The following is a 26,467-nucleotide window of genomic DNA, read 5'->3' on the forward strand; positions in this document are numbered from 1 at the left end:
TATTCCGAGGTTCGAAACGACCTCAGCGGCGTCATCGACGCCGAAAACGGTTCGTGGTGGTGAGCGCCGGCCATCAGCCGGCGCTTCTTTGCCTCACAGCCGGCAATTCGACTATTTGAGGTCCTTGGCGGTGACGAGCTTGACATCCGTCTTGACCCAGCCAGTGAATTTTTCACCGGCAAGTTCGCGCAGACCGTATTTGATGCCCATGACGGCCATCTCGGCGCCGTATTGCTCGACCGTGGCAAGCATCTTGCCGTCCTTGATCAGCGGCTGCACCGGCGGAATGTTGTCAAAGCCGACAACCTTGATCTTGCCGCTTTGGCCGGCAGCATCGAGAGCCTTGACGACGCCGAGAGCCATGGAGTCGTTGGCTGCCATAACGCCCTGAATATCCTTATATTTGGTCAGGAAATTCGTCATGACGGTATTGGCTTCTTCCGTCTCCCAATGAGCCGTCTTGCTGTCGAGAAGCTGCAGCTTGCCGGCGTTGATGGAATCCATGAAGCCTTCCTTGCGCTCCTTGGCATTGTCGGCCTCAGGGTTACCCTCCAGGATGACAACCTTCCCGCCGGGACCAAGGTCCTTGGCAAGCGCATCGCCAGCAAGCTTCGCTCCTTCACGGTTGTCGGGCCCGAAGAATGCGAGATCGATACCGGCAGCCTTCTTTGCGTCGGCATCGAGCGGCACGTCGATGTTGATGACCTTGACGCCGGCCTTCACTGCCTTTGCAAGAGGGGTGGCCATAGCCTTTGAATCGGCCGGCGCAACGACGATGATGTCGTATTTCTGCGTCACGAAGTTTTCGACGGCATCGACTTGAGCGGCGAAATCACGCTCGTCCTTCATGCCGACGGCTTTGAATTCAAACTTGTCCTTGTTTTCAGCCGCATATTTATCGGCGCCGGCCTTCATCTGCTTGAAGAACTCATTGGACAAGGATTTCATGATCAAGCCGACCTTAGGCTTGCTCGCCGCCGCAAAGGCAGGCGACACGCCGCAGGACAGTGCGAGCATCAACGTGCCGGCAAGTCCAAGCTTCAACGCCGCACGGCGCGGCGCATTGATCAAGACGGAATCACGCTTTTTAGAATTGGACATTTCTCTCCTCCCGAACGGTCCTGGGCTCAACTCCACCTGAGCTGAGACTAACAATGAACCGTTTCCAGCCATTAATGCGTAACAGTGCCCCGGAGGATTGTCAACTCGCCCAAACGAAGCAAAAAGGGAAACGCGACCCCAAGAACTAGCCAACAGCGAAGTCGGCTCGATGAACCGTTTCCATTGAATATCCGCAATGGCCGTGCTATGGCTGTCTATGCTCGGAAATAACGAGCAGACCTTTGACTAAGGCGATAGAGACCGTTAGCTGAAAGCACAAATCAGACGTCTTTGGATGCCCCGAAGGGCGAAGATGAAGGGACATATATTTCTGCTATGCCAAAGGTCGGAATTCGAGATGTTGCCAGGCTTGCAGGGGTTTCTACCGGGACTGTCTCAAGAGTTTTGAATGATCATCCCTCTGTTACCGACGAATTAAGAGCACGTGTCAGAGGCATCATCGAAGAACTGGGCTACCTGCCCGATCCGTCCGCGCGAAGCATGCGCGGCAAGGTCAGCCGTCTCATCGGGATCGTCATTCCGGATCTGACCAATCCCTTCTTCTCGGAGCTCGTCCAGTCCGCCGAACAAGCGGCCGCAAACCATGGCTACAACATCATCGTCATGACGTCCTTTGATCATGCAGCCAAGGAGGCCGATCGCATCGGACAACTGACCAGCCGCAAAGTGGACGGCATCATCCTTGTTCCCTGCAACGATTTCCATACGATCAAGCTGCCGAAGGGATTGCCGATCATCGTCGTCGACCGTCTGATGCCGGGATATTTCGGCATTGCCGCAGACCATCGCAATGGCGTCCGCCTTGGTGTCGAGCATCTTTTGAAGCTCGGCCATCGCCGCATCGGCTTCATTTCAGGGCCTAAACACTCTGTCCCTGCCAAAGACCGCCTTCGGGGCTATCTGGACGCAATGGAGCAAATTCAAGGTGACGGGCAACTGGCCAGTCCATCCCTGATCGCCGAAGCGGCATTTGACTATGAAAGCGGCCGCCTTGCAGGAAACTATCTTCTTGCACGCGCGCGCCATGAGCGCCCAACCGCGATCTTCGCAAGCTCGGATCAGCAGGCGATCGGCTGCATGCGGGCGGCGCACGACCTTGGTATTCCGATACCCGCAGCCCTTTCGGTCGTGGGCTTCGACGGCATCCCCCTCTCTAGCATGACGACGCCGCGCCTGACGACCGTGAAGCAGCCGATCCAAAGGATTGCAGCGGCAGCCGTGGCAATCCTGCTAAACAAGCAACCCCTGCCAGGTCTCGACGACCCAATCCTGCTTGCTTGCGAGATTTCGGAGGGCGAAACGACCTCGGCGCCCCAACCCGATTGAGCACAATCATGGCCGAGCCGGCGGCTAGCGCTCACCAAGGCGCGGATCTCATAAAATAGATCGAGCGGCATGTACGCCGCGCGCGCGCATCCAATGACGCCGTAGTCGACGACTGCGCTCGCCACGACCGCGGCTCATTGCAATCCACACAAATTCGAGAGGTGTATTTGCGCCCACGTGCGCAGGAATTCCTGCGTTTGAGGCAGTTTGGATAGGAGTTCGCCAGCTTGTCCGCTCACATTTATGTCCGAATCCGTTATCCGACACGCGCCGATATCCATTGTCACCGTCGCTACCACCTTGCCGTCCATGGGTGATAACTGGAGAAAGGATTCGGAACTAGAACCGCAAGTAAGGGACACGTTTGCGGTCACGGAGACACCACTTGGGGCTGTGCAGAAATCGACGCCCGTTACCTCAAGTCTCCTAGTGCGATTGGGTCCCGAAGGCATCTGTTCGCATAGCTTCGCAGTCGCAATTATCGAGCTGATCTGTTGCCATTCCGGACTTTTCAAAGCTGACCAACAGCCAGCCGCGGCAGAATCGGAAAATGCGATACTTAAGCCTGCAGAAATCACGGCGATTTCCGCGAATCTGACAAATCGGTCGCTCATAGGACCGCTCTCTATCTTTTTAAGATACTGAAATTCTACATTGATTTAGGATGGTCTTCAACCATCAAATATTTGGAAACACTAATACAATTTAAGCACGCGACTGTTGCAAGCAGTCGAGAATGGTAAGCAACGTTGTTTTTGAATGCTTTTATCTGCCTCATTTCTTCCACCGGCATCACTGCAGCGTAAAGCTACTTAGCTCATTCGTATTATGTCGCTCTCCATCGCGCTTTCGTAACGTCGATGTCTTGTGTAGATCCCCGAACGGAGCAAGCCCAGCTTCATATGACCCAGGCTGCAGTCACATGCGTTTTGCCGTCATCGGGATGAATCAAGCGGCGACAAACCATGGTTGTTCGGATGCCGAATGACGGCATTCGGAGGGCTCAGTTCTCGATCGTGCGGCAGCAATAGCGAATTGTGCCGCTCGCGCATCGCATCGGCTGACTTGCGAACGACTTCGGAGATCTCAAGGAACTGTTTGGCCAGCGGGCTTGTCTTACGCCAGATCATGCCGATCGTTCGTGATGGTTCAACGTTATGAAAGCGGGCGATGGATACCGACGCCGATCGCGTCTCCACCGCTACTGCCATTTCCGGAATCAAGGTGACACCAATGCCTGCGCTGACCATCTGGACGAGCGTGGATAGAGAGCTGCCATCCATCAGCTCCCGCGGCAGGGCAGAAGAAAGGTTGCAGAACGATAGGGCCTGATCGCGAAAACAATGTCCCTCTTCCAGCAGAAGCAGTCTCATCTCCCGCAGCGCTTCGGGGTTGGGCACCGGCTTGCCTTCATCCTCGCTTGGCCGGACCAGTACGAAATTTTCCGAAAACAGCGTCACCTCGGTCAATGACGGTTCGGATACGGGCAACGCGACGATTGCCGCGTCGAGCCGGCCTTCCGCCAGCTCCTGTACCAGTTTCGAGGTCAGCGTTTCGCGGACGTGAATGTCGAGCCCATCGTGCATGCGCGTCAAATTGCCGATGATCGCGGGCAGCAGATAGGGCGCGATCGTCGGAATGACACCCAGGCGGAGCCGGCCCACGAGCCTATCCTGAGAGGCGCGCGCCATATCTGCGAGCTCATCGACCGAGCGAAGGATATCGCGGACGCGCAGCACAAACGCTTCCCCGAAACTGGTCAGCCGGACCTGGCGGGCGCCTCTTTCAAAAAGCTCGGTGCCCAGCGATTCCTCCAGTTCCTTGATCTGCATCGACAAGGCAGGCTGGGAGATCGCGCAGACATCCGCCGCCCGTCCGAAGTGACCTTGTCGGGCCAATGCCTCGAAATAGCGAAGCTGCTTGAGTGTCAAATTCGTCATAACCCTACCTTATCGTCGCAATCAGTAAATCCAACTTAAATTAATGGAACCTCTTGGCTATAGTCCGTAAAGCGCCGATGAGGTGTAGCCATTGTCACGACTGGTCCATAAAATGGCCAGGAACGATGCGCAGTTCATTGACGTCCAGACCGTCCGGAACACCGGTGTGCCTCCCAAGCTCTTCGCTTCGGGACGGTCTGCTTGCAGGGAAGGAGGATCAGAGACGATCCTCCTCTGGAAGCTCAATTCAAGTACGCGAGGGAGAGAAATATGGATACGAAAGCCGATACAGCGGGCAAATGTCCGGTGGTGCACACACACACGGCCCATGGCGGCAGGTCGAACCGGGACTGGTGGCCGAATCAGTTGAACCTCAGAATTCTTCACCAGAATTCTGCGCTGTCGAGCCCGATGGGCGAGGCATTCAATTATGCCGAAGAATTCAAGAAGCTCGACCTCAACGCCCTCAAACAGGACCTCCATGCGTTGATGACGGATTCGCAGGATTGGTGGCCTGCCGACTTTGGCCATTACGGCCCGCTTTTCATCCGCATGGCCTGGCACAGCGCAGGCACCTACCGCACCGGCGACGGCCGCGGCGGCGCAGGAGCTGGTCAGCAGCGTTTTGCGCCGCTCAACAGTTGGCCTGACAACGTCAATCTCGACAAGGCGCGCCGGCTGCTTTGGCCGATCAAGCAAAAATATGGCAATAGCATCTCCTGGGCCGATTTATTGATTCTAACCGGCAACGTTGCCCTGGAATCGATGGGCTTCAAAACCTTCGGATACGCCGGGGGCCGCCCGGATGTCTGGGAGCCCGAGGAAGACGTCTACTGGGGCGCCGAGGAAACCTGGCTTGCCGATAAGCGCTACTCCGGTGAACGTGATCTCGAAACCCCGCTAGCCGCCGTGCAGATGGGGCTGATCTACGTCAACCCGGAAGGACCGAACGGTAATCCCGACCCGCTTGCCGCAGCAAAGGACATCCGTGAGACTTTCGCGCGCATGGCCATGAACGACGAAGAGACCGTCGCCCTCATTGCTGGCGGACACACCTTCGGCAAGACTCACGGCGCGGGCGATGCGGCCCATGTCGGCGCCGAGCCTGAAGGCGCCGGCATCGAGGAGCAAGGCTTCGGCTGGAAAAGCAGCTTCGAAACAGGCAAGGGCGGCCATACGATCAGCAGCGGTCTGGAAGTCACCTGGACCACGACGCCGACGAAATGGAGCAACAACTTCTTCTGGAACCTGTTCGGCTATGAATGGGAACTGACGAAGAGCCCGGCTGGTGCGCATCAGTGGACCCCGAAGCACGGCGCCGGTGCCGGCACCATCCCGGACGCGCACGACAAGTCCAAGCGTCATGCACCCGCTATGCTGACCACCGACCTCGCCCTGCGCTTCGACCCCGACTACGAAAAGATTTCGCGGCGCTTCTTCGAAAATCCGGATCAGTTCGCGGATGCCTTTGCCCGCGCTTGGTTCAAGCTGACCCATCGCGACATGGGCCCCCGCGTTCGCTATCTCGGTCCGGAAGTTCCGGCCGAGGAACTGATCTGGCAAGATCCCATTCCTGCCGTCGACCATCCCTTGATCGACGCAAAGGACATTGCCGGTCTCAAGGATAAGATCCTCGCATCGGGGCTGTCGATCTCGCAACTGGTCTCGACCGCCTGGGCTTCGGCCGCAACCTTCCGCGGCTCCGACAAGCGCGGCGGAGCGAACGGCGCGCGCATCCGTCTTTCGCCGCAAAAGGATTGGGAGGTCAACCAGCCGGCCCAGCTCGCAAGCGTACTTGAGACGCTCGAAGGCATCCAGAAGGTGTTTAACGATGCCCAGTCGGATGGCAAAAAGGTGTCGCTCGCGGACCTGATCGTCCTTGGCGGTGCAGCCGCGGTCGAAAAGGCCGCCAAGAATGCTGGCCACGACATCGAAGTTCCCTTCACGCCCGGCCGCACCGATGCAACGCAGGAGCAGACGGATGTGAGCTCCTTTGCCGTTCTGGAACCGATCGCCGATGGATTCCGCAACTATCAGAAGGGCGAATATTCCATTTCGCCTGAAGAGTTGCTGATCGACAAGGCGCAGCTTCTGACGCTGACCGCGCCGGAAATGACCGTCCTGGTCGGTGGCTTGCGCGTGCTGAACGCCAATGCTGGACAGTCCCAGCACGGTGTCTTCACCACGCGTCAGGAAACGCTGACCAATGATTTCTTTGTCAACCTGCTCGACATGGGCACGGTGTGGAAGGCATCGGCGGACTCGAAGTATGTCTTCGAGGGACGCGACCGCGGTACGGACGAAATCAAGTGGACCGGCACCCGTGTCGACCTCGTCTTCGGCTCGAACTCTCAGCTCCGGGCACTTGCCGAAGTCTATGGCCAGAGCGACACGCAAGAGAAGTTCGTGCGCGACTTCGTGGCCGCCTGGACGAAGGTCATGAACGCGGATCGTTTCGATATCGCCTGATCCGGATAGAGAGACACTCGGGCGCGGCTGAACTCCAGCCGCGCCTGAGTCTTTTGTCGGGCAATCGTCCGAATATGCATCAGTGCTCAGCGGCAGCTTTCGCCTGTGTATGAAGTGGCTGAGTCTGCGACGGGCGAACGGCAATAGCCGCCCCGCGAAGACAAGTTGCGCGCTCTAAATATTAAGGATTTTCAGGTATTTCCTCCGACAGCTTGTGGAGACGCAGGCCGGGGTGTGAAACCTCCTGGTTAGGAATAAGCGTGATGCCGCGGCGACCCCGATGACGGGCGCGCATGTTCAGATTTGAGCTAACGGCGTCTGTGCCAGACTAACCTCGGGTTTCCAACGCCGGCTTCTGCACTCTTACGCATCTTTGATCCCCTGATGCGACTAGTCCGGGTCTCGACCGGCACACAGGCGGAGGGACGCTGCGTACGGAGGGCTGACAGCATTGCGGGAAGACTATCGAAGCCAGCGGAGTGGCCATTTCGAGACCCCTTTGTTTTGCCCTGAACAGTGGCTCGACTCCCTGACGACTGTCGCTGTTTGGCGACTGCTGATCCTCGGCTTGATCTGCATCGCAAGTTTGAATTGGCTTTTTCAAGCCAACGGCATCCACAATGTCGGTCCGCTCTATATGGTGCCAATTTGTATCGCGTGCTGGCGTTTCGGTTTCAAAACCGGGATGGGCATCGCGGTCGCGGAAATCATATTGTCGCTTGTAGGCTCACTAAGAGTTTCAGGTCATCTGGACGCGAGCGCGATGATCGAGTTGGTAATGCAACTCATCAAGTACGGATGTGCGGCCGGTGTCGTGGCGCGCTTCCGGCAAAGCTTCGACCGGGAGCGCCTTCTCGCGCGACGAGATTGGATGACGGGAATTTTAAACAGACAGGAATTCCAACGGCAGGCTGAGGTAATGCTAGTCTCGGCAGCGGCCCGCAATCAATCTTTGCTACTTGCCTATTTCGATCTCGATGGCTTCAAGGCCGTTAATGATCAGTTCGGACACCAAGCCGGAGACCGGCTCCTGCAAAGCCTTGCAGAAGAGGGGAAGTCACTCATTGGCTTGGAGGATTGCTTCGGGCGGATGGGCGGCGACGAGTTTGCAGTGTTGATGGAGCTGTCCAAGACAGAGCGAGCTCTAGCGGTGACGGAGCATTTGCATGCGGGATTCACCGCTGCATTGGAGAGGACCGGCCACATGGTTACATGCAGCATGGGCGCGGTGGTCGCCCTTCCCGGTGGTAGCGCTTCGCTGCATGAGTTGATGCGCCATGCCGATCAGCTCATGTATGCGGTGAAACATGACACCAAAGCTGGCTTCAGCTTGGCGGGCCATACTCCTCCGTTCGACTTTGAATCCTCGATGCCTCCAAGACCTCAGACATACTCGCATCAATCCTGAAGGCGACCGAAGGTTCATCTCGCGCTGCCACCTTGGCCACATCTATTCTTTAGCAGAAAAGTCCTGTCCGCGTCCGACGCGCCGTTTGGGCGGGCGCCGATCACCCCTTCCTCCTTTTGCTCTTTCTCACTCCATCGGCTTGAATGCCGCGTTCTTTGACGCTATATACCGTCATAATAATTGGCATTAAAAATGGAGGTGAGAGAAATGGGTCTCGCCCAATATGCGGATGATGGGCTATTCGCGCCGCGGAAAATCGCGGATGCCTTCCGCACGACCAGTGAAGAGATCGCTCGGACGGCCGGCCTGGGCAAGGATGCAATTCAACGCAAGGACCGGATCCGCTCGGACAAGACGCAGCGGCGCTTGCGCGAAATGATCGAGGTCGTCAACAAGGTCGAACCGCGTTTCGGCTCGGCGCTGATGGCTTACGCCTGGTATCGTTCCGAACCCCTGTCCGGATTCTCGGGCCAGACGGCCATGCAGTTGGTGCGCGACGGCCGCACGGATGAGGTGCTCGACTATATCGACGCGGTCGACGCCGGCGTTCACGCATAGCCCCGTCGATGCGATACGAAGGAAAGCTTTATCGGGCGTTGAACCCGATCTATGCCCGTCAGCCGCTCTCGGGCCGGGGAGCCGAACTTTATGGCGGCCGATTCAATCCGAAGGGAGTGCCCGCCCTTTACACGTCGCTATCAGTCCTGGCGGCGCTACGCGAAGCCAACCAGGTCGGCAATTTGCAACCGACGACACTCGTCTCCTATGACGCTGCGTTCGAGCGGGTCTTCGACAGTCGCGACGGAGATGCCCTCCGGGCCGAAGGAATGGACGCCGTCGCAATTGCCGACCCGACGTGGCGCGACCAGGTGAAGGCGCGCGGTGAAGCGAAGACGCAGAGCTTTGCCCGGCGGCTTATCGCTGCCGGCTATCAAGGTCTGCTCGTCCGGAGCTTCGCCCCCGGTGCAACCGGAGACGATCTGAACCTCGTCCTTTGGACTTGGAGTGAGCGTGCTTCGGCGCGGCTAACCCTGATCGATGATGAGAACAGGCTGCGCCGACCCGAATAAGGGCCGCTGGGCCGACCCGAATAAGGGCCGCTGCGCAGGACCAATTTCGCGCAAGCGGAGCGTTTGAAACACAACACCTTAGCCCTTTTTCCGCAGTCCTATGGGTCTCTTTGGACTAATCACCGTAGGCTACTTTACCGCGCGTTGGCTTCATAATTTAATAAACCCCTAGCATAATTTATCGCCTTGAAAGCAAAAGGTGCGGAGGGGTCGAAAATGCGCCTCATAGCGACTTTGTTTTTGACTACCGGCTTGGCATGCAATACCGCACACGCCTTTCAGGAGTGCAATGGAAACCCGCATCTTCGCGTGATGTGGCAGAAGCAAATCATTGAACTCGACGGCACTTTCTTTCAAATGAAGAAGGAGAAAATCTCCAAGAAGACGGCACGACTGGTCGGACACGACATGGTTTTCGTTCACAATGGTCCCGGCAGCGACACTCTCATTCGGCACGGCGTTTCCACCTCCTATAGCTGCGCCACTGGCGAAGGTAATCCTGGCCTAAAGAACGCAGATGTACAGGGGTATCAAGCCAACGCATTTATAGAGGACAACTCTGCACCGGCGGACGCAACCATCACAGGCACTCGATCTAACGGCTCCTCTGGAAGAGGACACGGTGGCGGCAAACACAAGTAGGTCGCTAAACTCCCTTCATCGCGAAGGGCAAGCTGCCCAAACCTGCACTCTAACCAACCGCGGATATTTCCCGGATATGTCGACGCTGCGCCGGCACCGATCGTTCGGTGAGTGCGCGAGACTTTACCCCTCCGAACATCGGTTGTTATAGTCAACGGCTCGCATCTGCAGGGAGGCAGGTATGTCCGGGAAAAAAGAGCAAGTCCGTTCGAATGCTACCCCAGTGCGAGGGTATCGCCTTCGCGCGAAACATGGGCGGCAGGCCCGCGTCCTTCAACGTGCCAATCGGCAGGTCACCCTGATGGCTGCAGCCGTTATCATCGCGTTCTTTGCAGCCATCATATTGCAGGCCTTGCTGACCTGACTTGAAGGCAGCCATATTAAGCGTGACTTGGCCGCGCGATGCGGTCGGTTAGACACCGGGCCGATCTCGCGAGGGCTCCCAGGCGAGCCAATGGGAGTGGCCAAGCTTCGAGCCGCGTTGAAAGCCCAGAGCCTCCCAAAACGCGGCCGCGTCGGCATTGTCCGCATTCACAGTTACAATTGTCCCCTTCGGGATTGTCCGGTTCAAGATCGCCGCGGCCAACTGGCGTCCGAGCCCACGGCGGCGATAGGCGAAACGTATGAAGAAGCGTCGCATGCGCATAGCGGACGGCAGATCAGGATCGACCGTCATGCCTCCAATTCCTGCCAGCTCATGGTTGAACCTGGCGGCCAGCAGGACTTCATGTGCCCGATTGAAGCGCTGCTCGCCGCTCTGCCATTCGTCATGCAGCCGTTCAATAAACCGCCTGCCTTCGGACGCGGCCTCGCTGCGCAGAACATCGAAACCTGCCGGAAGGCGGCCTACAATTTGGTCGAATTGAAGTTCACGCAGTGGTTTCATCCACATGCCGTCCGTCGCTTGGGTCCAGAATATCGGCTCCTGCTGCGCCTCAGGCCTCTCGTGCAAAATCGACGGATGACGCGTGGGGCGACCGGCCCCGCCCCATTATGCCCGTTATGCCACCGGCAAGCCGCCTGGTTGGAAGCGGCTTGCCGGCGGCTTGATGAAGAGTTTTGGCAGCCATCTTTGCCCGCTCCGCACGAACGCCGATGGAACTCGATACTAATTTGCCGCAACTCTTCGAGCGAGAGCCATCACGTAGTCATCTGCGATATCGGCCAAGGTCAAAGCGACCTCCGATTCTTTCCAACCCGCAGCCACAGCCGTCAGCACGAACTCTCGAAATGCCTCGGCGAGTACTTCCTCGCGCTCGACGACGCGATATGGATTGTTCGCAGCGTGTTGAGGGGCGCTGATTTGTATTGTCGGTCGGGTAGGTTCCATTGATACGTCCCCCTAAAGGTTGACTGGTTGCAAGTTCGTCCTGAACTTCTGTTTTTTCCTGCACTGCTATTATGCTTATTTTCTAAAAGATTAAGCGGGCCATGTCGTTAGCCATGCATCCCGAAAATTGCCGCAGCGTCCATTTCTGCAATTGCTGATCTAAATTTCTGTGTTGCCTCCGAATTGCGGAAGCTTGCCGCCCAGTTAACAGAGACTCCGCGGCAGACGCTCAAATCAATATTCAGTCAATCGATTGACTTATTTCAAAATTGGTTCATTATGGGAGCATGAGACAGCGAAACGATACAAAATCCGAGGCTGCGCGCAGCGACATAACGCGTGAGAAACTGCTCGAAAATGCTCTCGACGTCTTCGGTCGATACGGCTTCGACGGCGCCTCGACGCGCAAGATCACAAACGCGGCCGGCGTGAACCTTCAGGCGATCACCTACTATTTCGGCAACAAGGAAGGGCTTTACATCGCGACAGCCGAATATCTCGCCGACATGATCGGTCAGCATGTCGGCGGCATGCGGCAACGCATTGCGAAGGAAATCGCAGCGCTCGATGCCACCGGTACGAAGCTCGGCGAAGCGCAGGCGCGGCTCTTTCTGAATGAAATCGTCGAGACGATGGTTGTTCTTTTCGTCAGCAAGAGATCCGAAGCCTGGGCGCGCTTCATCATCCGTGAGCAGATGGAGCCGACAGCGGCCTTCGAACGGGTCTATTCCGGCATCATGGGGCCAATGATCGCCATTGGGCGGCGTCTGATCGGAGCGATCATCGCCGACGATCCGGCATCGGAAAATGTGCGCCTGCGCTGCCTGTCTTTCGTTGGCAGTCTCATGGTTTTCAGGATGGCCAACGCGGCCGTGCTTGCTCAGATGGAATGGCATGCGATCGGCGAGAAGGAGATCGCCATTTTGCAGCAGCATGCGCACAGGCTTGTCGCCGCTCTTGGGCCGGCGAAAGGAGAAATATCGTGAACAGGATCATTCCGATTGCCGCCGTTGTCATCATTGCTGCGGGCGCAGCCGCCTGGTGGTCCGATGCGCCGGCAAAGCTCGGCTGGAAATGGGAACAGCAAAAGGAGTTCGTGCTCTACGGCAATGTCGACATCCGCCAGGTCTCGCTCGCATTTCGCGTCAACGGCAAGCTCAGCGAGGCTCTTGTCGACGAGGGCGATGTCGTGAAACGCGGCACGCTGCTTGCCCGGCTCGACGCGGAGCCATACGAGTATGCCGTCCGCTCGGCCGAGGCCAGCGCCGCGGCATTGCGCGCCACGCTCGACAAGCTCAAGGCCGGCGCGCGCCCGACGGAAATCGCGCAGGCGCGCGCTTCTTATCAAGAGCAGCTTGCCGATCTGCAAAACGCCAATCTGGCCTATGACCGCGCCAGGCAGTTGCGGCCGTCGGGAAACATATCCGAAGCCAATCTGGATCAGGCAACTGCGGCGCGGGCGATGGCTGCCGCGCGCGCGGATTCAGCCAATCAGGCATTGAAGCTGCTGGAAGAAGGCAGCCGCGCGGAAGATATCGCGGCCGCGGAAGCGCAGCTAAAAGCTGCTGAGGCTACGCTGGCGACGGCACGCACCTCGCTTGGCGATACCGAGTTGCACGCGCCGAACGACGGCGTGATCCTCTCCCGTGTGCGGGAGCCAGGCGCAATCGTGGCGCCGACCGATCCGGTCTTCGTGCTTTCGCTGACGGAGCCTGTCTGGATCCGCGCCTATGTCGCCGAGCCGGATCTCGGCCGGATTCATCCGGGCATGAAGGTTAAGGTGACGTCGGACACCAAGCCGGACGAAGCTTATGACGGCACTATCGGTTTCATTTCGCCTGTTGCCGAATTCACGCCGAAATCCGTGGAGACGCCCGAATTGCGCACGGACCTTGTCTATCGGCTGCGGGTCACCATCGATAGGCCCGGACCCGATCTGCGGCAGGGCATGCCGGTAACGCTTCACTTCCCGACATTACAGGCGGCGGAAAAATGAGCGGCGCGGTCGACAGAACCGGTAGCGGCGATCTAGTTCGGCTCGAGAGGGTCACCAAACAGTTTGACGCGGAAAAGCCAGCGCTGGACGCCATTACCGGCTCGATCCGTGGCGGCGAGATAACCGGCCTCGTCGGGCCGGACGGAGCCGGCAAGACGACGCTCATCCGCCTCATGACGGGGCTGATGCTGCCGGAAAGCGGCAGCGTGCAGGTTCTCGGCTTCGACACGCGCAAGGATTCCGCTGCGATCCAGGCGGGGATCGGTTATATGCCGCAGCGCTTCGGCCTTTATGAGGACCTCTCGGTTCAGGAAAATCTCGATCTTTATGCTGATCTGCGCGGGCTTCCCAAGCAGGAACGAACTGCAACCTTCAACGAGCTGCTCACCTTTACCGATCTGAAACGCTTCACCGGCCGTCTCGCGGGCAAACTTTCCGGCGGCATGAAGCAGAAGCTCGGCCTTGCCTGCGCGCTTCTTAAGAAACCGAAGCTGCTGCTGCTCGACGAGCCCGGCGTCGGCGTCGATCCCATTTCGCGGCGCGATCTCTGGAAGATGGTTGAAAACCTAACCGAAGAGGGTGTCGGCGTCGTCTGGTCGACTGCCTATCTCGACGAAGCCGAAGCCTGCAACCGCGTGTTCCTGCTCAGCGAAGGCAAGCTGCTTTTTGCCGGCGAGCCGAAGGAACTGACCGCACGCGTCGCCGGCCGCGTTTTCCGGGTCAGCGGCATTGCCGGCAGGCGCCGTCAGATGCTGACGAAACTCCTTGACGAAGACGGCGTCGTCGACGGCGTCATTCAAGGAGAAGCGATAAGGCTCGTTACGGTCAAAGACAGAGAAAGCCGGTTTGCGGCTGCCGGCAACGCTGAGGTCACGGGTGCGGAGCCGCGCTTCGAAGACGCATTCATCGACATGCTTGGCGGCGGACCGGGCGGTCGCTCGCAACTGGCCGAGACACAACGGAGCTTTGCCGTCGAAGGCGACAAACCGGTGATCGAAGCGCACGCATTGACCAAGCGTTTCGGCGATTTCACGGCGGCCGACAATATCACCTTCGACATTCCGCGCGGCCAAATCTTCGGGCTGCTCGGCCCGAACGGCGCCGGCAAGTCCACGACCTTCAAGATGCTTTGTGGCCTATTGAAGCCGACGAGCGGCGAAGGCCGGATTGCCGGTTTCGATCTGCGTCGCGACACAGCGGAGGCACGCAATCGTCTCGGCTACATGGCGCAGAAATTTTCGCTCTACGGCGATCTTAGCGTCTCCCAAAACCTGCAATTCTTCGCCGGCGTCTACGGCCTGCGCGGCGCGCACAAGCGCGAGCGCGTCGACCTCATGACATCGATCTTCGATTTTCACTCCCGCCTGTCCATGTCGGCGAAGGACCTGCCGCTAGGCCTGAAACAGAGGCTGGCACTTGCCTGCGCCGTGATGCACGAGCCCGAGGTGCTCTTCCTCGACGAGCCGACGTCCGGCGTGGATCCGATCACGCGGCGAGAATTCTGGACCCATATCAATGCGCTCGTTGAAAAGGGCGTCACAGTCCTCGTCACCACGCATTTCATGGACGAGGCCGAATATTGCGACCGCATTTCGCTGATCTACCGCGGACGCTCGATCGCGCTGGGCTCGCCTGACGAGTTGAAGGCTGGGGTTGCCACTGCGGAAAATACCGATCCGACAATGGAAGACGCCTTCATCGCCCTCGTCCAGGCATCGGAGCAAAGGATGGCGGCATGATATCCCCTCCTCCCGCCACGACTGCTTCCTCGGAGCGCCAGCGCTTCCGCCGCTTCGCCGCCTTGGTACGCAAAGAAAGCTTCCAGGTGATGCGCGATCCGAGCAGCATCCTGATTGCCTTCGTGCTTCCGATCATTCTGCTTTTCCTGTTCGGCTACGGCGTTTCACTCGATACCAAATTGACGCGTGTCGGCCTAGTCATGGAAGAGACGACGCCGCTCACCGCCGATCTTGCCGCGAGCTTCCGGGCATCCCGCTATTTTTCGGTCGTCAGCGGCCGCGACCGCCGGCAATTCGAGGAAGACCTGGTGCTCTCACGCGTCCGCGGTATCATCGTCATACCAGCGGACTTCACCGCGACTTATATGGCGGGCAGTCGCCCGGAGATTCAGGTGATCGTCGACGGTTCCGATCCCAACACTGCCAGTTTCGTCCAGAATTATGCCCAGGGCGCCGTCGCTAACTGGCAGCTACAGCGGCAGGCGGAAATGAAAGGGGGGAACCCGGCCATCACCGTCGAACAACGCTTCTGGTTCAACCCGGAGCTTACCAGCCGCTCCTTCCTCGTGCCCGGCTCCATCGCAATCGTCATGACCCTAGTCGGAACATTGCTGACATCGCTGGTCGTCGCACGCGAATGGGAACGCGGCACGATGGAAGCGATGATGGCCACACCGGTGACGGCGGCCGAGTTGCTTGCCGGCAAGCTGCTTCCCTATTTTCTGCTCGGCTTGACCTCGATGACAGTCTGCGTCCTGCTCGCGGTCTTTCTCTTTGGCGTGCCGTTCCGCGGCTCGGTGCTGGCGCTCTACGCCTTATCGGCGGTTTTCCTGATGCCCGCGCTTGGCCAGGGCCTGCTGATCTCGGCTGTGACCAAGAACCAGTTTCTCGCCTCGCAGCTTGCGCTGATCTCTGCCTTCCTGCCGGCTTTTCTGCTTTCGGGCTTCCTCTTCGAAATCAATTCGATGCCCACCATCATTCAGTGGATCACTTTCATCGTCCCCGCCCGCTATCTTATTCCGAGCCTGCAGACAGTCTTTCTCGCCGGAGATATTTGGCCGATGTTCCTGCAGGCCATCGCCGTCATGTTCGCCATCGGCTGCATCTTCTTCCTGCTTGCCGCGCGCAGCACAAAAAAGAGGATCGCGTAACATGTGGTGGTCGAGGCTGAAGGCCCTCATCATAAAAGAGCTGCTGGCTGTGATGCGCGATCCGAAGAGCCGTTTGATCCTGATCGGGCCGCCGATCGTGCAGCTTCTTGTCTTCTCCTATGCGGCAACCCTGGAGGTGCGCAACGTCGATATTGCGCTGCTGAACCGCGACAGCGGCCATTGGGCACAGGAACTCGTCCAGCGCATCGACGGCTCACCGACTTTCCGCAGCATCTCGTCGCTGCAAAACCTGACCGAACTGCAGGAAGCGGTCGATCGCCAGCGTGTCACCGCCGCCCTAGTCGTCGGTCCGGATTTCTCGCGCAATATCGAGGCGGGCAGGCCAGCCGACCTGCAGATCATTCTCGATGGCCGCCGCTCGAACGCATCGCAGATCGTCGCCGGCTATCTCAACCAGATCGTGGCGACCCTTGCCGCCGAAACGCCGGCAGGAGAACACGCGGCGGCACGATCCGTAGCCGTCGTGCCGCGCAACTGGTTCAATCCCAACCTGATCTTTCAATGGTTCATGGTGCCGAACCTGATCGCCAGCATTGCGTTGCTCATCGGCCTCATCGTCACCGCTCTCTCCATTGCACGCGAGCGGGAGCTTGGCACCTTTGACCAGCTAATGGTGTCGCCCTTGCGCACCCACGAGATCCTGATCGGCAAGTTCATCCCGCCGATGATGATCGGCCTGTTTCACATGACGATCTATATCCTTGCCGCAATCTTTATCTTCGGCGTGCCGCTGCGAGGCTCGCTGCTTCTGCTCTATGGCAGTTCGCTCTTTTATCTCGCGTCCGTCGCCGGTCTCGGCCTCTTCATTTCGGCCCTTTCGACAACGCAGCAGCAGGCAATTCTCGGCGCTTTCCTTTTTCTGGTGCCCGCCATGCTGCTTTCCGGCTTCGCCACGCCAATCGAGAATATGCCCGACTGGCTGCAGCCGCTCACCGTCATCAATCCGCTGCGCTATTTTCTGGTGATCGTCAAAGGCGTCTTTCTCAAGGATATTCCGCCTGCCGAGGTGCTCAATCAGACCTGGCCGCTCCTGGTGATCGCGGCGATCACTCTCAGCGCCGCATCATGGCTGTTTCGGCGGAGGCTTGAGTAGCCCAGATTACATCGCCGTAAGGCATCTCCTCCGAAGCGAGATCAATTGTCGGTATAAGGCATGGCGAAGTGCTGTATAGCGCAATCTACAGAAGTAAATTCCTAAGAAATGTACGTCGAACATTTCACCCCGATAGTTGTAGTCATATTTTTAGGGGCTTTATTGAACTGGTTTACACAATGTAAACTATGTTACCCATAAAAGTAACACTAGATGGGAACCGTGGTGCGGGCGAATGATTCGTCGCTCAGAAAACTTTCGGGATGCAGGGTCGATGACACGGACCCTTGCCGACGCAACCTTCCCTTGCTCCTGTTAGCCCTGATGGCAGCAGGATTCCAAAACCAGGGGTGGGGACCTGCATATGGCAAATTGGAAAACATTCGGCATCGTCGCTCGCCTGGCAGCAGGATTTGGCTTTCTGCTCATTCTGATGATCGGTTTGACGCTCTATTCGATCCGGCAGGTCGAGACGATCGACCGCAACCTTGGTGTCATCAACGACGTCAACAGCGTGAAACAGCGCTATGCAATCAACTATCGAGGCAGTGTTCACGATAGGGCGATCGCAATCCGCGACGTGACCCTCGTCACATCTGCGGAAGAACGCCAAGCCGTGGAGAAGCTTATCGAGACGCTGGCCTCTACCTATGCAGATAATGAAAAGAAGATGGCGGACATGATCGCTTCGCCAGCCGGCGCAACGGCTGAAGAGAAGGCCATCCTCGATGAAATTGCCGGCATTCAGGCCAAGACCAATCCGCTCGTCGCCGAAATCATAGCACGACAGGAAAAAGGCGATGGCGAAGGGGCGCGCAAGATCCTTCTGGAACAGGCAAGGCCTCAGTTCGTCGCCTGGCTGAAGGCGATCAACAAGTTCATCGACTATCAGGAAGCCCTCAACAAATCGATCGGAAACGATGTACGAAGCGCCGCGGGCGGCTTCAATTCGCTGGCTCTGACGGCACTTGCCATTGCGATTTTCCTCGCAAGCGTGGCGGCTGCATTAACCGCCCGCTCCATCGTCGGACCGCTGGCAAAACTCCAGACCTCGCTCGTATCGATGGCGCAAGGCAATATGGAAGGCGATCGCAAGCTGGAAAAACGCGGCGATGAGATCGGCATGCTGGCTCGCGCAGTCGCAGCACTCCGTGACGCGATCTCGGCAAAGGCTGAGCGCGACGCGGATTCGGATGCAAGGCGAGCCACTGAAGAACGCAACCGGCTGCAGAGCGAAGCGGCGGAGCGCGAGGCTCTTGCCGAACAGACCAATGCGGCGGTGAACCAGCTTGCAGACGCCCTTCAGGCCTTGGCGAATGGCGACCTCACGCGCCAGATCACCGGCCCGTTCATTCCCTCGCTCGACCAATTGCGCGTCGATTTCAACCAAGCCGTCGAGAAGCTGCGGCTGGCGATGCAAAAGGTCGCCGAGAATGCGAGTGCCATTGCATCGGGCGCACAGGAAATTCGTTCTGCTTCCGACGACCTTGCGAAAAGGACCGAACAGCAGGCTGCCTCAGTGGAAGAAACCGCCGCAGCGCTGGAAGAGATCACCATAACGGTGTCTGGCTCCAGCAACCGCGCCCAGGAAGCCGGTCACCTCGTGCGCAAGACGAAGGAAAGCGCCGAACACTCCGGACGCGTCGTGCGCAGTGCCGTGGAAGCCATGGACAAAATCGAGGCTTCCGCGACCGAAATCGGCAATATCATCGGCGTCATCGACGAAATCGCCTTCCAGACCAATCTCCTCGCATTGAACGCGGGCGTCGAGGCCGCACGCGCCGGCGAGGCCGGAAAAGGCTTCGCCGTCGTCGCCCAGGAAGTCCGCGAACTGGCTCAGCGGTCCGCCAAGGCCGCGAAAGAAATCAAGGATCTGATCAACACTTCCAACAACCATGTCAGAAGCGGCGTATCCCTGGTCGGCGAAACCGGCAAGGCACTGGAAGAAATCGTCACACAGGTCCAGCAGGTCGATGGTAATGTCGGAGCGATCGTCGAAGCTTCGAAGGAGCAGGCAACCGGCCTCAAGGAAATCAACACCTCCGTGAACACGATGGATCAGGGCACACAACAGAACGCCGCCATGGTCGAACAGGCCACCGCCGCGGCTCACAACCTGGCATCCGAGGCCGAGGCTCTCTTCCAACTGCTGTCGCAGTTCAGAATAAGCGCGCAAACGACGTTCGCTCCCACCCGACCCGCAAATGTTTCCGTCGCCAGCGCGGCATCGAGGCCATCGGCGTCGCCCGCGCGGCGGTTGACCGCAAAGCTGGCGAGCGCGTTTGGCGGGAATGCGGTGGCGGATGGGAGCTGAAGTGTGAAGGTGTTTGTGGTCGGGGTGGGGATAGTAAGGGTGGAGTGGTAACGGTTTGGAGCGAGCGTCACTTTTCTGAAATGATCGCGAGGCCCAAGCATGGGCTTCAAGTCGATGCAGAACCACGGCCTGACTAACAACGCCACGACGAGCCAAATTTCGTGAACCGTATGGAGATGTAAATCTCAGCAAGAACTTCCTTCATGGCTCACGTTCTGTGCCGGAGGCCTCAGACGCCAGGACGGTCGGATTGCTGCGGCGTTCCATCGCGGGAATGTAGCTGGCATCAAAAATCTGCTCCGATCCAATCCTAATTGTGCTCTCGGGCTGACATAATTAAATAGAAAGTCATCGTTACCGCCGGCCTCAAACCAGATGACCCCGCCACGCTGGCTCACGCTGTGCTGGTCTTTCGCATAGTTAATTGTATCGACCGAGTGCGATGGGCTCGAAGGAGGGCGATGGCCGAACTATGCTCGGCTGCTGCCTTGGCGGGATCATGCCCTCGGGCGCAAGCCCACTCCGCGCGCAGCCCAACGATTGCGGATTGATTTCCGCCCAGGTTTGTAAGTGTTAAATTCTCATCTGATCAGGAGCAAGCTGGCGGCCATCACATCACTGAGTGCCAACGGATAGCGATTAACTTTAGAACGCCCGCTATGCTGCCCGAAAAAAGCGGGAAAGATGCGTGAGACTAGGGTTCATCATCAATCAAGAACAAGCCAGGTCTGAAAAGAGATTTCAGATGAGCCCGAAGTCTCGAGAAAGCTGGATAGTCGCCAATCACATCGTTTGGATGACTTGTTAATTGGACCAAATAACCACATCCAATCTTAAGGACTGGAAAGCCCGCAGAAGATATAGCTTGCTGGTTAACTTCCTTGGCATATTCCTCTCCAAACCAAGATGCCCATCCGAGGTTAGTTAGACCAGATACCAGACTGTTCGTCTCTCCTGCTCGAAATTCGCAATGAAATTCCCCGCTCAAGAATCGGGACCACGCCTGTTGGGAAATTTCTTCCTTATGGTTGTATTCCCTAATGTCTGTGTTACCTTTTCGCGGACCATCCTCTGCAATAAATGGATGTAGCACAGCGGCAAACGGAGATGCCGCTTCACACCAAGCACGAAACAGCTGAATCCAGTCAATCTCTCGCCGATATTGTGATTGAAAAAAGATACTCCCCGGGCGCTTCACGCCCTTGGCGCTTGTGCTAGCAAAGGTCACGGCGCCTTGAGACTTGGCAATCTTATCCCTTTTCCAATGAAAATCTTCTATAACTTCATACTGGGAGCCGCCAGCACGCATTATAGCCTTCGAGGCCCAAAGTTCTCTACAATCTTCAATGCCGACAATATTCACCCCATGGCTCTTTGTAACCTCACCGAACGTCGCTATCCTTTCAGGTATTAATTTTCTTTCTGAAAATAGCACCGATAGGATTTTCTCACCCATCACCCAGGGAATAAGGTCGTTTCTTGTCTGTACTGTGATTAAAAAGTCAGACTTCATTTTTTCAACCACAATGTAAGGCGGTCACTCGCGGGATTATACACATATACGTTACCGCCGGTACTACGTACGCCATTGATAAGAGGGCCAGAAACACTTTGAGTCCTAGAGCTTACCACCAAGTTCAGCGGCTGCTCAGTCTCAATAGCAACTTGAATTTGAGCGCGCAACTGATTGGACATCGAGAGATTCTGAACATTCTTAGCTTCGAGAATGCCGCCGACGTTTGCTCCCCAAAGATCGGGAATCGTCGTCACCTGCGTGCCGTCATGTAATGTGACAGTTATAGGAGTAGTATTCTTGGCGCCGCCAACGTGCCCAAAGGCGTCCAAAACCTGCTGCTCAAACTCAGCCCCGTTTTGCCGATTTATTATCACCTGCGCTGTGTTCGTTGGAGCATTAGTGCTGATAGTTGCCGCGTTCTGAGCAGCAGCAACGTCAGCGTAAATTGCACCATTAGGTCCAGCAATTACAACATTACCGGCGTCATCAATGACCCTGACGAAGCCATTTGGTAAGCCACTAACATCACTCGCACTGCTCGTTAAGATCGGCCTGTATCCAGCTGGTACAATGACGCTGGTCCCATCGGATGCGAAAATCGTGCGTGTTCCCGCTGCTCCTGCCGCCGCGCTAGCGGATTGCTCCAATTCGCCAGCAACTTTGGTTGCAGCGCCCACCGAAAGAACGCCTCCGGCCGTGCTCGTGCAGGCCACGGTAACGGTGCAATCCAGTAGTTCGGTAACGGCATTGGCGCAGGCCGCGCTGTTAGCTGCGCAATACCCGTAAACCTCCGGACCGATGGTTACGCCGGCCGCAACTAGTACGGACAGAGCAGCCACACCATTTATTACGACCTGGTTTGTAACCAACGCTTTTTGATATTGGGCGGCGATCTGATCAGGGGCGAGATGGCCGGCCGTCACATCGCTAAGTACGCCAAGCAGCAATGCATCCGGCGTGTTGATCGCGCTTGTACCGAGCACGTGAGCTTCAAGCCCGCTTTCTTCATCAACGGCGTTCTGAAGTTCCTGACGACCTGAGAGGCAGGCCGCACTCGTGAAGGAGGCCGCACAGGCGCTTACCAAGGCCGCATTGTTCGCATCTGACAACTGACGGTAGTAGGCCGTGCTGACTTCCAAATTACCCTCGAGCCGGGCTAGGGTCTGGCCGGAGCAGCCATTATTAAGGCCGGCCTTGCAATCGGCAATCTTCTTGAGGAGTTCACCACGTTCCTTGTTGGCTTCGTCAAGCTGCTCATGCGTCAGATAATTATATTGATATTGCGTGGCAGCATATGCAGCGCCTTCGGCGCCACCGACAGCTCCGCCCACAATGGCGCTCAGGCTCTCGCCAAGCAGTGCGGCAAGTTGCTCGCGATCAGCGGCCGACAAACTGCTGTCCTTCAGCATGCCCTTGACAAGGTCCGCAATGGCAGGCGTCAGTAACGCCGAGGTAGCGGCGCCAGCCGCACCTTTGATCGCGCCTTCCCAGCCGTTGACCCCGCCGAGGACGCCCGCGCCGATAGTGTGCAGAAGCACGCGGCCCGATCCGCCCTCCTTCCAGTAGTCCATTCCCGCCTGGTCTCCGCTCAGAGCGGCTTGCTTGTAGAACTCGCTGGCAATATCCCCAACAAGCCCTGCCATAGTGACCTGAGCTGCCTGCAGATCGGCCTGCGTTTTGTACTGCTCGCGTAAGATGTTCTGCAGGTCCGGCAGACCGGGCAGTGAGGTGTTGGTGTTCTCGGTATCCCGGCGGATCGCGCCGATATCCTGCGTCTGGTGGGCCGGATCGGTGATGGTGATGCCGATATTGCCGCCGATCGCCGAGTAAGCCTTCCCCGAGTTGCTGTCGCCGTCCTTGACAGGCGGGGCGATCGTCAGTCCACTAGTGCCGATCGAGCCCCCATAAGTGCTGGCGTTCCACTTGGAATAGGTGTCGATGTCCTGCGTGACCAACGTGCCGGTGGATATGTTGTTGAGGGCCGCAGGAGCTTGACTGGTGATCAAGCCGCCGATCAGCGACGTCTGCTGTTCAACATTGAGATCTAGGCCGCCGCTGCCGGCGTGGATGCCGGACTGTTCGGATACGACTGCCGCTTTGCCGTCCGCCTTTTGCAACGTGCCGGAAAGGCTGACGCCGTCAGTGCCGATATAGGCCGAGGCACTCGTCTGATCGGCCTTCGCCTTTGCGGTATCCACCAGGCTCTCAATTGTCAGATTGCGGACATCGGCCGTCACCGAGTTGCCGGCAACAGTTGCGCCCCTAAGCGCAAGATCGTTTGTGACGATCGTGACGTCGCCGGTGCCGTTGACATGAGTGTTGGTATGGCTGACGGACGCGGTATCCGAACCGCCCTCGCCATAGGAGCCGTTGACGCCGACATTGGCACTGCATTTGCTCGTCGCCGTGGAGCAGCCGAGATTGACGCCGACACCGACACTCCAGGAGCTGTTCGAGCTCGATGAATCCGACGTACCCGTGGCTGCATTAAGATTGATGTCGCCGTTTTCGGCAGACAAGAAGATGTCGCCCGTCAGCGGATCACCGGGGATAGTGGGCAAGCCGTCCTTGCCGTAGCCAGCCAAGATCTGCGCACCATCGCTGGTGATCGAACCGTTCTCAGCTTCCATGGTGATTGAGCGGCCGGCCCGAATATCGGTGACCACCGGTGTCGATGTCGTCGAGGAGGATTCGCTCTGCTGATGGTTGACGCCCGCATTGATACCGATGTTGAAGGAGAGGCCCTTGCCCTTGGCGAGATCGTCAGAGACGCTCTGCAGGTCCTTGAAGCCCTGATAGAAGCCGAGCGCAGCAATGGCAGTGTTGGTGATGGCATTGACACCACCGCTGTCGCTAAGGCGTTCGGCCGAGTTATAGATACTCTGGGCCGCTTTCCCCACCTGACTCGAAACCGTAAGCGTCACGCCGGCAAACGTCTTCTCGTGGGCCTCCTGATAGTTGGTGACATCATTGGCCGAGAGCAGATTGATGTCGTTACCGGCAAAGAGATTGACGTCGCGCTCCGCGGACGCGCTGGTTGCCTGCAGGTTGACGTTGTTACCGGCAGAGATGTTGAGATCACGACCGGCAGTCAGCGTCGAGATGGCGTTGGTGTCGGACTGCTGCGCGGTCTCGTCCTTGGTCTTTTGAGCGCCGATGCCAATGGAGAAGCCGCCATTGTCGGCCGAGAAGGACAGGCCGAAGCCGGACTTCTTTTGCGTCTGCGATTCCGACGAGCTTTCCGCACCCGGTGTGACATTGACGTCTTGCGCAGCCGACAGATTGATGTCCTGATCGGCGCTGACCGACGACCCCATGATATTCAGGTTGGTCTTGCGGGCCGTCAGATTGACGTCCTCGCCGGCGCTGAGTTCGGAGCCGACATTGTTCGTAGAGGACTGCTTTCCGTCTTTCTCGTTCTTGCCGTAGAGCGAGATGAAGCCGCCGCCGGAGCCGACGAAGAGGCCGGAATCCTTGCGCTGGCTGTCGACCTGATGGTTCTCCTGCGCGCCGATAACAGCGACGGTGTCGCCGGAGACGTTGATGGAGCCGTCCGCATCGACCTTCGAGCCGGCAATGATGGCAGCCTTGCCGGCATCGAGATTGACGTCGCCGGATGCCGAAAGCTGCGAACCGACCGTCGTCTCGTTGTAGGCGTCGTAGCTCGAGCTGCCGTTGCGCAGGAAACCCTTTCGCTTGGCGCTGTCGTTTTCGGTCTCTGTGTCCTTGCCCGCGGTGACGACCAGATTGCCGTCGGACTGGATATTGAGATCGGCAACGTGATCAGCATCGCCGGCGGTAACGGTTGAGGCCGAGACGGTGGTATCGCCACCGGAGATGATGGTCGCGCCCTCCTTGCCGGAGATCGCCGAACCGACCGCGGTCGTATCTTCCAAATGGCCGTTGGCCTTCTCCTTGATCGAGGTGCCGAGGAAGCCGGACTTCTTCGAGGAGGAGTGAACGTCCAGGATCGAGGAATCCGTCGCCTCGGCGACGGTTACATCGCCATTGGCCTGCAGGCCGACAGAGCCGCCGGCGGAGATCTTCGAGCCAATGACATTGAGGTCGCCACCCGATTTGGCGACGATGTCGGCGCCTGCGGTAATCTCCGAGCCCGTATGTGTCGTCGATGAGGACGAGTTGCCGCCGAAGGTCGATGAAGACTGGCTCTGCGACGTCGAGACATTGATATCGCCCTTCGAGGTCAGGCTGAGATTGCGGTCGGCCGACAGTTGCGCGCCCGAGATCAGAAGGCCCGCATTGCCGTTGACCACCAGATTGCCTGTTGCGATGAGCTGTGAGGCCTGTTGATCCGTGCCCGCGGTCTCGGTGTAGCCATCATTGGTCAGACGGGCGACATCGGTGGAGATGATGTTGACCGATCCCTGCTTCGCCGTGACAGTCAGATTACCGCCGGCCTTGGCCATGGAAGCGCTGATATCGACGTTGTCGTTGGCGGCAATAGTGAGATTGCCGCCGGTAGTGATGCGGGTGCCGGTCGCATTCTGCTGGCCGCCATTGTCAACCTTGACTGCGCCGAGCGTGACATTGTTGCCGGAAAGCTGGGCTGTGCCGCCGGCGGCGATCTTGGCGCCCTGCGAACTCAGCGTGCCGCCCGCAGCGATTTGCAGGTTGCCGCCGGCCGATATACCGGCATTGGTGTTGACGACATTCTGCCCGCCGATGTTCATCGTCTGGGCGGCAAGCGTGATGCCGTTGGTGGCATTGAGGTTCATGTTGCCGCCGGCGAGGAAGACGCCGCCATTCGCCTTGATGTCCGTGGCGTTGATGGTCATGCCGTCGGCGGCGGCAATCGCGCCGGAATTGTCGACGGAGCCGGCATCGATGCTGACCGTGTTGCCGGCGATGACGGCAGCAGAACTGTTGACCTTGGCGCGGTCGGCGGCCGAGAGATAGACCACCGGCACCAGTACCTGCGCGCCTTCGATGACCTCGGCCTGATAGATCACGATTGATTGGGTGAGCGACGCCGCCTGCTGTGGCGTCAGCGCCTGGCCGAGGGAAAGGCCGTTCGCCTCGGCATAGGCCACGCCATTGTCGAGCAGCGTCTTCATCTGATCGGTGGCGTTGTTGCCGGGGATGAAGGAGCCGGCGCCGAGACCATCGCCGACCAGTTGCCGCATCTGTTCGTCGACGAGCTGATTGTCGAAATAGGCATCGCCGAGGAAGGGAACCTTGGTCTCCGGCGTGTAGCCGATCCGGTCGATAAAATAACCCGAGCCGTAGAAGGTCGAGACGTCAAGGAAGGCGGCCCGCGTCTCGAACAGGAAGACCTGGCCCGGCACGGTGCCGCCGACGCCGCCCGATTG

18 protein-coding genes are annotated in these 26,467 nt (G+C 58.1%); 12 read left to right on the forward strand and 6 right to left on the reverse strand.

The window, feature by feature from the left end:
* Positions 1-111 precede the first annotated feature (111 nt).
* Positions 112-1,101, reverse strand: coding sequence for a sugar ABC transporter substrate-binding protein (locus K290_RS0125750; protein WP_028754522.1), 990 nt, complete (start codon positions 1,099-1,101; stop codon positions 112-114).
* A 336-nt stretch (positions 1,102-1,437) separates the two neighbouring features.
* On the opposite strand from K290_RS0125750, the gene K290_RS0125755 reads away from it, so the two are divergent.
* Entirely contained in the window at positions 1,438-2,448 is a 1,011-nt protein-coding gene (locus K290_RS0125755; RefSeq protein WP_028754523.1) for a LacI family DNA-binding transcriptional regulator, read from the forward strand.
* Positions 2,449-3,383: 935 nt separating this feature from the next.
* On the opposite strand, the gene K290_RS0125760 is transcribed toward K290_RS0125755, so the two are convergent.
* Positions 3,384-4,388, reverse strand: a complete 1,005-nt coding sequence (locus K290_RS0125760; protein ID WP_028754524.1) for a hydrogen peroxide-inducible genes activator — start codon at positions 4,386-4,388, stop codon at positions 3,384-3,386.
* A 270-nt stretch (positions 4,389-4,658) separates the two neighbouring features.
* On the opposite strand from K290_RS0125760, the gene katG reads away from it, so the two are divergent.
* From katG to K290_RS0125785, 5 genes are all read left to right on the forward strand, one after another.
* Positions 4,659-6,857, forward strand: coding sequence for a catalase/peroxidase HPI (katG, locus tag K290_RS0125765; RefSeq protein ID WP_028754525.1), 2,199 nt, complete (start codon positions 4,659-4,661; stop codon positions 6,855-6,857).
* A gap of 451 nt (positions 6,858-7,308) precedes the next feature.
* Positions 7,309-8,265: a GGDEF domain-containing protein gene (locus tag K290_RS35930; protein ID WP_051264218.1), complete on the forward strand. Its 957-nt coding sequence runs from the start codon at positions 7,309-7,311 to the stop codon at positions 8,263-8,265.
* A 207-nt stretch (positions 8,266-8,472) separates the two neighbouring features.
* Entirely contained in the window at positions 8,473-8,823 is a 351-nt protein-coding gene (locus tag K290_RS0125775; RefSeq protein WP_028754526.1) for an antitoxin Xre/MbcA/ParS toxin-binding domain-containing protein, read from the forward strand.
* Positions 8,824-8,831: 8 nt separating this feature from the next.
* Positions 8,832-9,335 carry an RES family NAD+ phosphorylase gene (locus K290_RS0125780; protein ID WP_028754527.1) on the forward strand — a complete coding sequence of 168 codons (504 nt, stop codon included), beginning with the start codon at positions 8,832-8,834 and terminating at the stop codon, positions 9,333-9,335.
* Between the two features lie 216 nt (positions 9,336-9,551).
* Complete coding sequence (locus tag K290_RS0125785; RefSeq protein ID WP_028754528.1) at positions 9,552-9,977, forward strand: hypothetical protein; 426 nt, start codon at positions 9,552-9,554, stop codon at positions 9,975-9,977.
* 412 nt (positions 9,978-10,389) lie between these two features.
* Here the strand turns inward: K290_RS0125785 and K290_RS35005 are convergent, their stop codons facing one another.
* Entirely contained in the window at positions 10,390-10,869 is a 480-nt protein-coding gene (locus K290_RS35005) for a GNAT family N-acetyltransferase (RefSeq protein WP_051264219.1), read from the reverse strand.
* Between the two features lie 216 nt (positions 10,870-11,085).
* On the reverse strand, positions 11,086-11,307 hold the full coding sequence (locus K290_RS38480) for a hypothetical protein (RefSeq protein WP_028754530.1): 222 nt from the start codon (positions 11,305-11,307) through the stop codon (positions 11,086-11,088).
* A gap of 287 nt (positions 11,308-11,594) precedes the next feature.
* On the opposite strand from K290_RS38480, the gene K290_RS0125805 reads away from it, so the two are divergent.
* The 6 genes from K290_RS0125805 (at position 11,595) to K290_RS0125830 (ending at position 19,621) form a co-directional block, all read left to right on the forward strand.
* A complete protein-coding gene (locus tag K290_RS0125805) occupies positions 11,595-12,293 on the forward strand; it encodes a CerR family C-terminal domain-containing protein (protein ID WP_028754531.1) in 699 nt (232 codons plus the stop codon).
* Positions 12,290-13,303, forward strand: a complete 1,014-nt coding sequence (gene hlyD / locus K290_RS0125810) for a secretion protein HlyD (protein WP_028754532.1) — start codon at positions 12,290-12,292, stop codon at positions 13,301-13,303. The genes K290_RS0125805 and hlyD overlap by 4 nt, the downstream gene beginning before the upstream one ends.
* Positions 13,300-15,042: an ATP-binding cassette domain-containing protein gene (locus K290_RS0125815; RefSeq protein ID WP_028754533.1), complete on the forward strand. Its 1,743-nt coding sequence runs from the start codon at positions 13,300-13,302 to the stop codon at positions 15,040-15,042. The genes hlyD and K290_RS0125815 overlap by 4 nt, the downstream gene beginning before the upstream one ends.
* Positions 15,039-16,193: an ABC transporter permease gene (locus K290_RS0125820; RefSeq protein WP_028754534.1), complete on the forward strand. Its 1,155-nt coding sequence runs from the start codon at positions 15,039-15,041 to the stop codon at positions 16,191-16,193. Before K290_RS0125815 ends, K290_RS0125820 begins: the two co-directional genes overlap by 4 nt.
* A 1-nt stretch (position 16,194) precedes the next feature.
* Complete coding sequence (locus K290_RS0125825) at positions 16,195-17,307, forward strand: ABC transporter permease (RefSeq protein WP_028754535.1); 1,113 nt, start codon at positions 16,195-16,197, stop codon at positions 17,305-17,307.
* 364 nt (positions 17,308-17,671) lie between these two features.
* Positions 17,672-19,621, forward strand: a complete 1,950-nt coding sequence (locus K290_RS0125830; protein WP_028754536.1) for a HAMP domain-containing methyl-accepting chemotaxis protein — start codon at positions 17,672-17,674, stop codon at positions 19,619-19,621.
* A 694-nt stretch (positions 19,622-20,315) separates the two neighbouring features.
* Here the strand turns inward: K290_RS0125830 and K290_RS35935 are convergent.
* On the reverse strand, positions 20,316-21,134 hold the full coding sequence (locus K290_RS35935; protein WP_028754537.1) for a hypothetical protein: 819 nt from the start codon (positions 21,132-21,134) through the stop codon (positions 20,316-20,318).
* Positions 21,131-26,467 (reverse strand): hemagglutinin repeat-containing protein (locus tag K290_RS35015; RefSeq protein ID WP_202595640.1); only part of this gene is annotated, 5,337 nt, incomplete at its 5' end. The genes K290_RS35015 and K290_RS35935, both read right to left, overlap by 4 nt.

Origin of the sequence: Rhizobium leucaenae USDA 9039 (genome assembly GCF_000426285.1) — a bacterium.
Lineage (GTDB): Bacteria > Pseudomonadota > Alphaproteobacteria > Rhizobiales > Rhizobiaceae > Rhizobium > Rhizobium leucaenae.